The sequence below is a fragment of the Acidobacteriota bacterium genome (assembly GCA_039030395.1).
Taxonomy (GTDB): Bacteria; Acidobacteriota; Thermoanaerobaculia; order Multivoradales; family JBCCEF01; genus JBCCEF01.
In genome coordinates this window covers 24,916-38,228 of record JBCCEF010000024.1, presented here as the reverse complement: position 1 = coordinate 38,228, position 13,313 = coordinate 24,916, and the positions used below count along the sequence as shown (strand labels likewise).

Sequence of the window (13,313 nt, the reverse complement as noted above, 5' to 3'; positions counted from 1 at the left end):
AGCGCGCGGGCGGCGAGGGGGTTCTCGCCCCGGCTCAAAGGCGCTTCACGGTGAGCCCCAGTCCGCACCTATCCCTCCGGATTCCGCGGGAACTTCAAGAACGGCAACCGAACCCCGCGCAGCACCACGCGATCTGCCCAGGAGGCTTCCGGCGGCCGGAACCCCGCGGCGCCAAGGAAGGCCACGTAATCGTCCTGCTCCACCCCATCGCCGCTCACCCCCAGGCCGCCGACCAGCCGCCCGTTGACGTACAGCGGAATCGAACCGGCGAAAAACACCACTCCGTTGCGGTTGCGGCTCGCCGGATCGAAGCCCTCTCTGCAGGGGTGGTCATAGTCGTCCCGGAAGAGACCGAAGAACGGCCCCGGCGCCGTGCCGTCGATCCCCACCGGGAACATCGGCTGCGCGCCGAAGCCGATCGTGCGGTTGGTCACCGCCGTGCCGGGCGGCACGCCGGGCAGGTTGCCCTGGCTGAACCACACCACGTTGCGCGCCTTGGCGACCGCTACGTCGACGGAGAAGACCGTCGCGTCCGCCATGCGGAAGAGGCCGAGGATCTCGCCGTCGAGGTCGGACACGGCGAACACCATGCGGGCCCGCGAGCCGAGGGGCAGACGGATCACGGCGCGGGTGCGCTCGGCCGCCGCCACCGATTGGGTGATGATCTGGTCCACCTCGCCGGCGGCCAGATCGTTGCCCGCCGCCGGGCCGGCCAGCCAGCCGCCGGGCGCGCAGCGGCCGCTGAGCGGACCGATCAGCAGCGGACCGCCCTGTGGACTGCCCGGAGAGCTGCCGGCGGGCCGGTCGACCTGCCGGACGAAGGGCAGCCGGATGCCGTCGATGAACACCACTCCCGGGGCCGGCAAGGGCTGCGGTAGCGGCGACAGCCCCGGCGGACCGAAGGCGGTGAGGGCGGCGAATTCGGCGTGGTCCGAGGGTGCGTCGGGGGCAAACACTCCGATACCGCCGACCAGCGACGAGCCGCGATAGATGGGCAGACCCCCCGGATTGACCGGCACGGCGGCCGGTGCGTGAAGGCCGGGGGCGCCGGGCGGATGATCGTCGAAGGGCTGGTTCTTGCCGGTCACCGGCCCGGTGCCGCAGCCGGTGTCGAAGTCGACGTCGCACCGTCCGGGGTTGACCACCGAGCGGGCCGGCGGCAGCGCCTGGCCTCCGAGGTAGCTGACATTCAGGTCGCAACCGCGATTGGTGTTCTCGATGCCGTAGAGGGCGGCGTTGGGGGTGCGCTGGATGCCCGGCGGAAAGTGCACCCCGCTGACGAAGCGCACGGTGCGCGAGGAGAGGGGCGCTTGATCGTTCGAGAAGAAGGCGCCGGTGCGCGCCAGGCCGACGGCGAGGTCGGCGTCGGCGAGGGGAGTGCCCCGCGGTTTCTGGTAGATCGCCAGCGGGCGCCCCTGGCGGTCGACCACCGCAGCGCTCAGCCGGTTTTCGCTCAGGGCTTCGGCCGCCGCGCGGACCAGCGCTTCGGCTTCGCTTCCGGCCAGCGCCCGGGCGCCGCCGGCACACACCTGCGGGCCGCCGGCGCTGCGCGGGCCGCGCGGACGGAAACGGCGGTCCTGGGGGTCGAGAGGGTCCGGCTCGGTGCCGCCCGGGTCGAGCGGGCCGGGAAGAATGGGACGGGGGAGAAGCGGCCCAACGCCGGCCGGAGTTTCACCGTGGGTGGGTCCGCGAGGCAAGACTTCCCCGGCGCCGTGAGCCGGGGAGCCGAGGCCCTCCTTCGGATCCGCGCCACCGGCACCGAGAGCCAACAGCAACATCACGCTCCCACCGGAGACCAGCAGGGCACGGCAACGGCCGCGCCGGATCACCTCAAGCCATCCTCTGGCTGTGTCATCAAAGTCGTTTCAAAAACGCTAACCTCCGACCGCGCCAGTGTCAACACCCGCCAAACCACCGGAAGCGATCGTCGGTGGGTGGCCGGCGTGATAGCCGTGACACTGCGCACATCCCAGGAGGCCGCCCCACCGGGCCGCCTCCGGTGTCGCGCTGTCCGCCGTCGTCGGCCCGGCGCCGTGGCAACTCCGGCACTCGGCGATGCCGGGCAGCAGGACATCGGAGGTCTTCTGGCTTTGGGCGACGCCGCGGTGACATTCGTTACATCCCACCTCGCCGTGGTCGAGGTGCGAGAAGCCTGCCCGAGCGAACCACCGCTGCGGCAGGCCCGGCGGCTCGACCGTCGGCAGCGGAACGGCGTCGAGGTCCATCCGGTGGCACACGGCGCATTGCGACCGGAAGAGGGTGCGTGCGGCGTCGGCCACCTGGCGGTCGATCCCCGGCGACAAGCGCTGCCGGCCACCGCGGGCGATGAACCCCAAGCGTCGGGCACGCAGTGATCGATCCGCACCGACCGAATCCGCCCGGCTGTAGAGGCCGACGAGGAAGTCCTCGACCTCCTGGGGCGTGCCGTGCGGCGCCTGGCGATCCGGCAGGTCGGCGTCGAAGGTGAGAAGGTGGCAGCTCTGGCAGTGATCCGTGAAGGCGATGGGGGCCATGCGGCCGCTGCCCTCGGTGCCTCCGCTGGCGGCCACCGTGTGGCAGTCGGCGCAGGCGAGCTGAACGCTCCCCTGAGGGTTGGTCAGGCTGGCGGCGAGGTGGATTCGGTGGTTGAAGGCGAGGCGGCCCGGATCCGTTCCGCGGGCGCCCGGAGCATCGAGGGAAACGCTCGCCCCGCGGGTTCCGGCGGCCAGCGGTGTGACGGTCAGCTCCGGATGATCCGCGGCGAAGGAGGTGATTCGCGAAGCGATGCGCGGTTCGCCTTCGGCCACTGTCAGGTTCCCATGGCAGTTCACACATCCGGTCTCTTCGCTCTGCTCGATCAGCGGCTGGCCGGGTCGGTGCTCCGGATGGCAGGTGGCGCAGGAGGGCGTCGCCACCACGCCGGCGGCGTGCGGCAGTGCCTCAGAGGAGTGGCATTCGGCACAGCCGGTGTCCACCGCCCCCTGCCAGGGCTGGTGGCAGGCCAGGCAGCCCAGCTCCGCCGCCGCTGCGACCCGAGGCGAGAGGGGTACGGAGGCCGGATCCGCCGTTTCGCCACCGAGTAGTGGCCCCGGCGCGACGATGCGCCCGTGGGCCGACGAGATGCCGGGCATGAACCATCCCCGGTGGCCGGCGAGGAGGGCGCCGGCCAGCAGCAGAACCGTGAGGGCGGTGAGGCCGAGGGTGAGGCTCGCCTTGGTCAGCCCGGGCCGCGCCAGGGCGTAGGCGCGGACGTAGTCGATGCGGGCGACCGGCGGTGCGGACTCCGTCGCCGCGGCCGTCGGTCTCGCCGAGGGTGGCGGCGAGGAGCCCGTGTCTTCAGCGCCCTGGCCGTCCGCGGGCCGTTCCAGGTGGACGACGAGAGGCTCTCCGGGATCGGTTCGCCGCACGGTGATCCGGAAACCACCGATCTCGATGCGGTCGCCCGCTGCGAGAGGCGTTCGGGTGACCGGCTGGCCGTTGTGATAGGTGCCGGTGACGCTCCGCCGGTCGATCAACACCCAGCCCGTCACGCCGCCGGCGGAACGCTCCGTCTCGATCCAGGCGTGATCGAAGGCCACCGCCGGATCGTCCAGGCGGAGGTCAGCTTGGGCGCCGCGGCCGATGGAGAGAACCTCGCCGTCGATCTCTTTCTGCCGCGTTTGGCCCGCGGCGGTGCGGTGGAGGAGGAAAGGCATCTCAGACGCCTCGGTAGTAGAGAGCCGTCACCGAGTGCGCCAGGACCAGCACCAGCAAAACCAGCGACAGCGGAAGGTGGAGCCACAGCCAGGCTTCGAGCAGGTTGCGGTAGCGCTGCTGGTAGCGCAGTTTCTGGTGCAGCTCCTTGTGCTGGCGGGAGAGCACCAGTAGCCGGCGGAGGTCCTCGCGCTCGGCGGGGTCTACCCGGTCGAGGAGTGCCTCCCAGGCCGGCGGATCGCCGCCCTTGGAGGCGGCCGGCGCCCTGCTCGGCCCCAGGGCCAACCGCCACCCGGCGAAGCGTCCCGGCCTCGACTCGGCAAGGACCGAGCGCTGGATGCGGCCGAAAAGGGCCGACTTGCCGGCCGCCAGGCGGGCCATCGACCCGGCGAGCTGGTGCAGGCGGTCGTCCATCTCAGCCACCGACAGGTCGCTCTCCACCTCCGTCAGGAGACGCGGTACGGAGGCATAGAGGATCGCTCCCAGCAGGCCGCTCAGCACCACCGCGGCGAGCACCGCGAAGGCCGCCAGGGCCAGGCGGTCCTGGAAGCGGAAACCGGTGTGGAGGAGGGCCACCACCAAGCACAACGCACCCAGGTAGATGTGCGATTGAAGCCACGTCTCCATGCGCCCGGCGGTGTTGCGATACCGCCGCTTGCGCACGCCGTAGAAGAGCAGCAAGAGGATCAGCGCCAGGGCGAGGAAGCCGAGGATGAGTCCCAGGGCCGAGCCGCCGTGGGCGTAGGCTTCCTGGGCCTGCCAGACATAGAGCGCCACCAGCACCACCAGCGCTGCCAGGCTGATGCGGCGCCACAGCCGTCCGGCACTCCTCACGGTTCTCCCTGCCGCACGATCAGCTCTTCCAGGGTCTGCTGGTACTCATCCGGCGTCAGCCGGATGGCGGCGCCGGTGGGGCAGCTCCGCACGCACGCCGGGCCACCGGGGAGATCGGCACACAGATCGCACTTGACCGCCACCTCGCGGCCCGCGTCGTCGCTCTCGGCGGGAGCCGGATCTAGAGCGAAGATCTTGCGCAGCCAGCCGCCGAAGGACGGCTCTGGCCGGGTGTGGACCATGAAGATGTTGCCGTAGGGGCAGTTCGCCTCGCAGTTGCCGCAGCCGATGCAGTTGCTCTTGATCTGTACCTCGCCGCGGGCGTTGCGGACGATGGCGTCCGGCGGGCAGTCGAGCATGCACAGGGGGTTCTCGCACTGCCAGCAGGAATTGGGCGCCAGCAAGTTGTAGAGCTGAATGCCGGTGAGCGAGAGCCGCGCTTGGCCGTCGTCGTGCACCCCCTCGCAGGCGCGGATGCACTGGTCGCAGCGCACGCACAGGTGGTGGTCGATGATCAGCGCGTCGGTGCCGATCACCACCTCCTCGCGGATCAGGTCGGTGAGCACCTGGCCGGCACCGGGGGTGGCCTCGGTCCGGAGGGTGGCGAGCTGGCGCTCTTCGAGCTTGCCGGTCAACTCGCCGGCGAGTTCCGGATGGACCGCCAAGAAGGAGGCGATCTCGGCATGGCCCAGGCGGATCAGCTCGCACGGAAAGATGGTGGACACGGCGGCCGTTCGCAGCGCGTCGGGCAGCAGCGACACCTCGCCGAAGAAGTTTCCCGCCACCAGGTAGGACAGCACGATCTCGCGGTCGCCGGAGCGCTTCGAAACCTTCACCATGCCGCTGCGGATCAGGTAGAGGGAGTCTGCCGGATCGCCCTCTTCAAACAGCGTCTTTCCTTTGTCCACCGTCGACACTTCGGCCCGTGAGGCCAGCGGCCAGATGGTGTCGTCGTCGACCCCGGGGAAGAGGTAACCCTGAAAGGCGCGCACCAGGAACGCGCGGTCCACCATCGCCTTGACCTCCGGCGACAGGGCCAGCAGCTTGAGCATCGCCTTGCGCGGAATCTCGATCAGCCGCGCGCCGCGGGAGATCACCGTCGCGTTGCGGCGGCGGTTTGAGATTAGGCTCATTTCGCCGAAGAAGTTGCCGGCGCCCAGAGTGGCGACGAGGCGGTCTTCCGCGGCGCCCTCGGTTCGCACCCACACCTCGACGGTGCCGGCGGCGATCACCTGGAAACTGTCCGTGTAATCGTTTTGGCGCACCACCACCTCGCCGTCGGGCGCTTCGCGGGCGGTCACCGCCAGGAACAGCTCGCGGAGATCGGCCTCCCCGGCGGCGGCGAGGAGCGGAACCTCCCGGCGTAGGGCCGCGATGCGCTGGTCTGCGGTGCCGTCCCAGAACGGCAGCCGCTCGCGCAGCACCGGTTCGTCCGCCGCTTCGACCGGATGGCCGAGGATGTGTTCCACCACCTCGTGACCCTGGTTGATGGCGAGCTTGATCAGGTCCCGCCCGGTCACCGCGCCGATCAGGTACAGACCCGGCACGGCGGACTGGTAAGAAGCGTCGAGGACCGGCCGGGCCTCGCGGCCGCTACCCGAGAACGCTACCCCGATGGACTCTAGCCAGCGCCGCGGCGGCTCGGCGCCGAGCATCAAAAAGACCCGGTCGGCCGCCACCGTCGAATCCATCTCAGGGCCGGCGAGTTCGACTTCGCCCGGCGCGATGCGGCGCACGGTGGTCGAGAAATGGACGGTGAGACCTCCCGCTTGGTTGCGCGACAGGACCTCTCGCTCCAGGCTCTCCTCCGCCCGCACGATCTCCGCCCTGCGCACGATCACCGACACCCGGTTGCGATCGGCCAGGGCCAGGGCGACCTCCAGGGCCGAATCGCCGGCGCCGACCACCACCACATCCTCGTCCACCACTTCGTCGGGGTCGACCAGGCGGTGAGAAACCTGCGGCAGATCGTCCCCCGGCACGCCGAGGCGCCGCGGATTGCCCCGGGTGCCGATGGCGAGCACCACCGCCTTGGACGAGTGAGTGCCGGAGGTCGCCGTCACCCGGAATCCGGCCGCATCCTGCGCCCGTTCGATCGCCGTCACCCGTTCGCCGAAGTGCACCGCCAGGCCGTTGGCGGCGGCGCACTCGTCCAAGGCGGCCAACACCTCCTCCCGCGAGCCGGCCGCGAAGGGCACGCCCTCATGCAGCGGGATCAGGCCGGGCTCGGCCATCACGTGCTTGCCTTTCTGGTAGCGGTGAATGGTGTCGGCGAGGTGGTCCGATCCTTCGAGGACCCGGTAGGTCATCCCGTGGTGTTGCGCACGCTTCGCCGCTGCGAGCCCCGCAGGGCCCGACCCCACGATCAGCAGGTCGAGTGGGCCACCGGCCAAAGAACCCCCTCCCGCACCGAACGGTGGCAGACGGAAAGGCCCGGCCCGCCGGTGCCTAGATCCTTAGGAAAAGAAACTTCTCGATTGTGACCGATGAGCCGGGGATGGACAAGTCATTATTAATTTCAGATAACTAGATTTAATTTTATATTATAAAAATATCATAATCGGGGCACTCCCGTTGTGCCCGACACCGAGGAGACTCTTCGGTACACTCCCGAAGTGATTCCACTGCAGCTTCGGGAAGATTTGAGGCGAAGGCTGTCGGTTTGGAGTCGTGCCGTGGTTCTGGCAGGTCTTGTATCGATACTCGCTGGCTGCGGCGAATCTCCTCGCGATCCGGCCACCTTGCTCGCCATCGCGCGGCGCGAGGCTCCCCGGACGGTGGAAGGACGCCTCTCGGGCTCCGTGGAGCATTTCCCGTGCAGCGAGACGAAGAGCGACGGCAGGGTGCTGCCGAAGGTTTCCTGTTCTCCGCCGCTCGACCCGGATTCGGCCGCCGGAAGGACCCTCGCCGAAGGGCTCCGGCATCTCCGGCTGCGGGGGGCCCACGGGGAACCGCAGTACGACTTCGCCATGGGTCGGAGTTATCTCGCCCTGCAGCAAAGCGGACTCGATCGGGCGGTCCAGCATCTTGAACGGATGGCCGAAGCTCATCCGAGAAACCCGGCGGGGCTCAACGATCTGGCCGTCGTTCTTCTCGCGCGAGCCCATCGCGACGATCGGCCGGCGGATCTCGTGGCCGCTCTCGATCTGATCGAGCGAGCGTTGGCCGAAGCCCCGGACGATCCCGCCGCGCGGTTCAACCGGGCTCTCGCCGTCGAGCGCCTCGGCTTGACCCTGGTCGCTGGCGATCTCTGGCGAGCCGCGGCGGACGCCCAGCCGGATTCGCCCTGGCAGGAGGAGGCGCGGCTTCGCTCGATCGACCGGACAACCACCCCCTCCGACGGGACCCCCCTGGCCGAGTGGGCGGGCGGGGACGGGCAGGATCAGCCGCCGGCCGAAGTCTTGGATTTCTGCGCTCGGTCGCCGGTCCGGGTGACCCGAAACGCTCTATCCCAACTGTTCCCGGCATGGGCCGATGCGTCGATGGCCGGCGACCGCGAAGCTGCCGAGCGTCGCCTCGACCGCCTGGGGCACCTGGGTGCATGCCTCCTGCTGGCCGGCGAGCCGACCGTTGCCGAGTCCGTTCGCCGGCTGCGGGAGGCCCCGGCCGACCGCCGGCAGATCCTCGCTCGGGCGTACCAGGCCTTTGGCGAAGGGGACGGGTACCGCCGGCGGGGGGAGCCGCGCCGCGCCGAGTCGAGCTTCTTGCGGGCCGCCGAGGCCGCCGGGAACTTCGCCGAGCCGTTGAGGCACTGGTCGCGGCATGCCGTCGCCGCGGTGCGGAACACCGCCGGCGATCCGGCCGGCGCTCGGGTCCTGCTCGAGCGCCTGAGCGAAGAGGCTACGGCCCACGACTATCCGGCGCTCACCGCGTCCCGCCGATGGACGCAAGGTTTGATCGAGGCTCGCGGCGGAGCCTTTGCCGATGCTCGAGCCTCCTTTGCCACGGCGGCGGAGATCTACGCGCGACTGGGCGATCTCGATCGTTCCGCCGGTGCTCGCGCGCTCGCGGCCGAGAGTCTGTTCGCTCTGGGGCTCTCCGACGAGGCATGGCGAAGTCGGCGCGAGGCCCTGTTCGTGCTGGGAACCGGCGCCTCCCTATCGCTCCACAACCTGCTACTCGATGCATCCCTGGCAGCCAGCGAAGAGGGCTTCGCTCTCGCGGGACTGACGCTGCGCGAGGTTGACCTGCGGGTTGCGGAGAGTCTCCAGCGCCCCACCACCTCCGTCGAGTCGAGAATCTGGTTTGGGCGCATGCTCGGCGACCTCGGCCGGACCCAGCAGGCGGCGGACGAGTTGGAAACCGGGTTGGGCGAAGCGCGCCGGCTGGCCGACCCGGGGCTCCGCGCCCGCTTGGTCGCCGATGCGCAGGAGGCGCGAGGCGCTCTGAAGGTGCACTCTGAACCCGCCGCCGCGGTCGCTGCGCTGGGCGAGGCGCTGTCCTACTACCAAGCGAGCGACTACCGATGGAAAGTGCCGACAACCCTTTTCTCTCGCGTTCTCGCCTGGCGCCGCCTGGGTGAGGACGGCAGGGCTCGCGCCGACCTCGCGGCCGTCGCGGCGGAGTTTGAGCGCCGCGATGTCGAGCTGCCCCCCGCCGTGTTCCGCTTCAGCCACTTCGAGCGGGCGCAGGCCGGATTCGATGAGTGGATCCGCCTCGAAGCCGAAGGCGGCCGGATGGAGGCGGCCCTCGCGGTCACCGAACGGGCCCGTCGCGTACAGCTGTTCACCGGCAACCGTAGTTCCATGGCGGCCCCGCCGGAGGGATCACCGGGGGCGCTCGATCGCGCCATCGCCTCGCTGCCCGAAGGCACCGCCTTGATCGAGTACGCCGTCACCGGCGACTCCTTGTTGACCTGGGTGATTCACCAGGGCGTAGTCCGCGGCGAGATGCGGTCGCTGGGGGATCTGCCGCGGCGGATCGAACGGTTCGCCCTCGAAATCTCGTATGCGGGGGCCGGCGGAGAGGGGTTCGAGGTTCTGGCAGGCAGCCTGTATCGGGACCTGGTGGCTCCGTGGATCGAGTCCTTGCCGAAGGAGACTCGCCTGGTCTTTGCACCCGACCGCATCCTCCATCGCGTGCCCTTCGCCGCCCTGCGCAACCCGGCAACCGGCCGCTGGCTCGCCGAGGACCGGGGGATCGCTTCGACGCCGGGACTGCTCTTCTTCTCCGGCTTCAGGCCGCCTCGCGGCCTGTCGCACGAACGGCGGGGCGTCCTGCTGGTCGGTGACCCCGCCTTCGATCCCGCCGAGACGGGATCCCTCGAATCCCTTCACGGAGCGGCTGATGAGGTCGCCGACATTGCTCGGATCTACCCAGCCTCCCGCCGGCTCACCGGTGCGGACGCCACTCGTTCGGCGGTGGTGGCCGCTCTGGGCGACGCCGACATCGTGCACTACGCCGGCCACGGCGTTGCCACCGCGCGCAATCCCTGGAACACCTTCTTTCCCCTCGCCCGTCCATCGGCGGAAGCGAGTGGCTTGCTGCTGGCGAGCGACGTTCACGGTCTGTCGTCCGGACCGTGGAAGGTGGTGGTGCTTTCCGCCTGCGGCAGCACCGCCTCGGCGGGCCGCCTCCGCACGGCGGGATTCCAGGCGATGGTCAACGCCTTTCTGGCCGCCGGTGCCGAGGCGGTGATCGCCAGCCGCTGGCCGGTGGACGATCAGCGCATCCGCCCCTTCGCCGTCGAGATCCACCGCGGCCTCGCCGGCGGCCAGGGAGCGGCCGAAGCGCTCGAATCGGCTCGGCGAAAGATGCTCCGAGCGGATGTGCCGGTCAGCGTGTGGGCGAGTTTTGAAGTCACGGGCCGATCCGAGTCCGCCTCGAGAACCCAATAGAGTGCCCGAACTGCAAACCTCAGAAACTCTGTCCGTCTTTCGATTTGTTGCCGCCGCAACGCAGCCGGCACCGAAGCCGGTTTGTGGACCGCGGGGCGAGGAGGGGTGAGATGCACACTGTGAAAGTCCATTTTGTGGGAGCGAACCTGTATGTACCGCACACCGATTCCAAGAAGCTGATGGTGGTACTCCCAAACGCCACCCGACTCGGACAGTCCCCGGACCAAGTCGCCGACGGCAGCCGGCCGTCTACCCACTGGCCGGTGCTCTTCGAGCAGCGAAGCGTCGATGGAAAAACTCATATCTCTTTTCCGAACCACTTTCTCGGTTCGCGCCTCACCTTCGATTTCGGAACGAGCCCGGCGGAACCCGACCTGACGGCCATCGAAACGAAGAGCAAGAAAGGTTGGCTCCATGCTGATCCCTCTGTGTTGAGTGCGACCCCGGGCGATTTCGTCGCGGCACAGGTGCTGGTCGAGACGGGCACAGTCTCTCCGTATCGACTCGCCGGCCCCTGCAGCGTTGCTTGGTCCTCATCCGCGTTCGAACAAAGCCTCGAACCGGTCATTCGAGGCTTGACGCTGAAAGTGAGAGTGGAGGACGAAGCGGAATTCGTAGCAACGGCCGATCGATGGATGGAGGATCCTGACACTGGAGGCTCGATGGGAACGAAGCAGGTCTTCTCTCGCAAGATCTCTGAAGATGCGATCTTCTACGTCGGTAACTTCTGTGCCGAGGATATTCTGCGCTGGGAGCATAGTTCGAATGCCGGGCGAGCGATGGATCATGATTTTCGTTGGATCTACAAGATGATCGATCTCTCACAGAACAAGCCAATCGCAAAACATCTCGGTACCTATCATGAGCTCCCGACCCCCGAAGTCGACGGCAGTTCGATTTTCAAAACGACTCCGGTGGAACATGCCTTCGTGAGTGTTTGGAAGGGCGGAGGCACGGTGGGCTGTGAGTGCGAAGGACTTTTGGATCAGGCGCAGGACTTCTAGGGAACTGCAAAGACAATGCTGCCCAAATGCGTTGCAGATGCGCCCGACTATCTCGCTGGGTTTCGGGTCACTCAGTCGAATGTTCCGGATCGCCTGATTCAACCCCATCATGGCGCCATTACCATGGAAGTCCAGAAGAAACGTTGGTGGTGTTGGGCTGCCGTCGCTCAGGCCGTTTTCGCGGCTCACTGGGATCCAACGCAGGGCGATCCGATGACACAAGAAGAGATTGCAGTGGGGGTGAGGCCGAACCATTGTCCGGCTCCACCTCCGCCCGCGCCTGACCTGTGTAACCAGCCTGCCGATCTCGGACCTGTCCTGACCACCATCGGAACGAGGACGAGACACCCTGGAGGTCTACCGTGCTCTCAGGTCAGCTTGGACGACTTGGAACGGAGCCTGGCCCGTCATGCGATCCCCTGCAGTTTCAAGCTTGGCTCAACCGTTCACTTCTGCCTCATCGTTGGTTTGAGATTCGTTCCGCCGACCCAAAACGTCTTTATTAGGATTCTCGACCCTTGGCGTGGGGCCGAGGACGAGTATCCCCTGAAGGATCTTGAGGTCTGTCATTCTCATCCGGAGCTAGAGCTCGATCTCGACTATCTTCACTTTTTGACGTAGGGGGATTTCGGACATGCCGATCCAGTTGGCTTCACTCAGAGAAGGGCAAGTTGAGGCGATGTACGAGATTCTTGACCTTCTCGCTCTGCTCGAAGACGAGTCTCCGCGCTATCTTAATCAGGTTCCTTTCGATGAAATCCAGGCTCGCGGTGCGCTGTCTGAAGCAGTTGTCACCTACTCAGACGTGGAACGCTTCTTGGACTCCACAGAGTCCGCTCTCTTTTCCCGCACGAGGGTCATACTGTTGAATGATCGTGGGAAGGAACTGGGCGCCGTCGGCTTGTCATCGGATGAGGGGAAAGATCAATTCAAATACCTGGCTGAGCGCGGAGGCGATGACCTGATAGAAGCTCTGCGAATCGCCGAAAGGTTCGCCGACCACAACGGGGTCACCTTCGAAGCCCGATTGCTGGTGATTCAGGATCTGATTCTTCAAGTGCTCGTGCTCTATCCGGTCACAGACGGCGTTCAGGTGCATGTGCTGCCCTTGGCGCCGACCTTCGGTTTCTTGTCCGCTGACGGGCCCCCGTTGCCGAAGGAAGAGTTCTTGAGCCAACTGCGAGTCGCCTGGGAGCGAAGTCGTTCCTTGCTTCCATTGGAGCCAGCCTAGGCTGTCTGCATTCTTGCTGTATATTCTCGCTCGTTAACTGAGCGAGAGGGGTCAAGATGTTCTGGAAATCGGCAGTGACTTTGGCAGTGCTCCTCCTGGTCCCGCTGGCGGGTCAGGCGAAGTCGATCGAGGTGAGCGACGATCCCGTCAAGGGATCGGACGATGCACCGCTGGTGTTGGTGGAGTTCGGAGATCTCCAGTGCCCGGCGTGCCTCCGGTGCTCGAAAGAGGTGCTACCGGAACTGGAAGCCGCCTTTGTCGAGACGGGCAAGGTGCGGTTGGTGTACCTGGACCACCCTTTGGAGATGCACCCGCGCGCTTTCGATGCGGCGGTTGCGGCCCAGTGTGCCGGAAAGCAGGGCAAATTCTGGCAGTACCACGACCGGATCTTCACCTATCTGCGCTACCGGCCTGAGGACTTCGAGGAGTACGCCGGCAAGCTGGCTCTCGACATGGAGGCTTTTTCCGCGTGCCTGGAGAACGAGGAGATCATGGAGGGGGTGCGGGAGGACATCCGCCTGGCCGAGCGGCTCAAGCTCCACGGCACGCCGAGCTTCGTGCTGGCCCGCCCCAAGGCCGGTAGCGGTGGGCTGAAGGTGTTGAAGACCTTCGGCGGGTGCCCTTCGGTGGAGGATCTCGGCAAGAAGATCGAGGCTCAACTCAAGAAGGGTTAGCAGGAGCCGGGGGAACCTGCGAAGAAACGTTTTTCCTGGCTTTCGACATTTCTCCCTGGAG

General features: G+C 67.3%; 8 protein-coding genes. 4 read left to right on the top strand and 4 right to left on the bottom strand.

Annotation, left to right across the window (positions count from 1 at the left end; genetic code table 11):
• Positions 1-68: 68 nt before the first annotated feature.
• Genes AAF481_17490 through AAF481_17475 form a run of 4 tightly spaced genes read right to left on the bottom strand, consistent with a single transcriptional unit; the run spans position 69 to position 6,899 of the window.
• Positions 69-1,829, bottom strand: a complete 1,761-nt coding sequence (locus tag AAF481_17490; protein MEM7482972.1) for a heme-binding protein — start codon at positions 1,827-1,829, stop codon at positions 69-71.
• A 45-nt stretch (positions 1,830-1,874) separates the two neighbouring features.
• Complete coding sequence (locus AAF481_17485; protein MEM7482971.1) at positions 1,875-3,674, bottom strand: FHA domain-containing protein; 1,800 nt, start codon at positions 3,672-3,674, stop codon at positions 1,875-1,877.
• A gap of 1 nt (position 3,675) precedes the next feature.
• Positions 3,676-4,506: a hypothetical protein gene (locus AAF481_17480; GenBank protein ID MEM7482970.1), complete on the bottom strand. Its 831-nt coding sequence runs from the start codon at positions 4,504-4,506 to the stop codon at positions 3,676-3,678.
• Positions 4,503-6,899, bottom strand: coding sequence for an NAD(P)-binding domain-containing protein (locus tag AAF481_17475; GenBank protein MEM7482969.1), 2,397 nt, complete (start codon positions 6,897-6,899; stop codon positions 4,503-4,505). The genes AAF481_17480 and AAF481_17475 overlap by 4 nt, the downstream gene beginning before the upstream one ends.
• 348 nt (positions 6,900-7,247) lie before the next feature.
• On the opposite strand from AAF481_17475, the gene AAF481_17470 reads away from it, so the two are divergent.
• The 4 genes from AAF481_17470 to AAF481_17455 all read left to right on the top strand — a co-directional run bounded on the left by AAF481_17470 (position 7,248) and on the right by AAF481_17455 (position 13,252).
• Positions 7,248-10,343, top strand: coding sequence for a CHAT domain-containing protein (locus AAF481_17470; GenBank protein ID MEM7482968.1), 3,096 nt, complete (start codon positions 7,248-7,250; stop codon positions 10,341-10,343).
• Positions 10,344-10,453: 110 nt separating this feature from the next.
• Positions 10,454-11,347 (top strand): hypothetical protein, encoded by an 894-nt coding sequence (locus AAF481_17465; GenBank protein ID MEM7482967.1) that lies wholly within the window; start codon positions 10,454-10,456, stop codon positions 11,345-11,347.
• Positions 11,348-11,981: 634 nt separating this feature from the next.
• Positions 11,982-12,578: a hypothetical protein gene (locus AAF481_17460; GenBank protein MEM7482966.1), complete on the top strand. Its 597-nt coding sequence runs from the start codon at positions 11,982-11,984 to the stop codon at positions 12,576-12,578.
• A gap of 56 nt (positions 12,579-12,634) precedes the next feature.
• Positions 12,635-13,252 carry a thioredoxin domain-containing protein gene (locus AAF481_17455; GenBank protein MEM7482965.1) on the top strand — a complete coding sequence of 206 codons (618 nt, stop codon included), beginning with the start codon at positions 12,635-12,637 and terminating at the stop codon, positions 13,250-13,252.
• The last annotated feature ends 61 nt before the right edge of the window (positions 13,253-13,313 follow it).

What these genes read in the sequence shown, in the direction of transcription:
- AAF481_17460 (MEM7482966.1), top strand. Translation starts at nt 11,982, where the DNA reads ATGCCGATCCAGTTGGCTTCACTCAGAGAAGGGCAAGTTGAGGCGATG.
- AAF481_17465 (MEM7482967.1), top strand. Translation starts at nt 10,454, where the DNA reads ATGCACACTGTGAAAGTCCATTTTGTGGGAGCGAACCTGTATGTACCG.
- AAF481_17455 (MEM7482965.1), top strand. Translation starts at nt 12,635, where the DNA reads ATGTTCTGGAAATCGGCAGTGACTTTGGCAGTGCTCCTCCTGGTCCCG.
- AAF481_17485 (MEM7482971.1), bottom strand. Translation starts at nt 3,674, where the DNA reads ATGCCTTTCCTCCTCCACCGCACCGCCGCGGGCCAAACGCGGCAGAAA.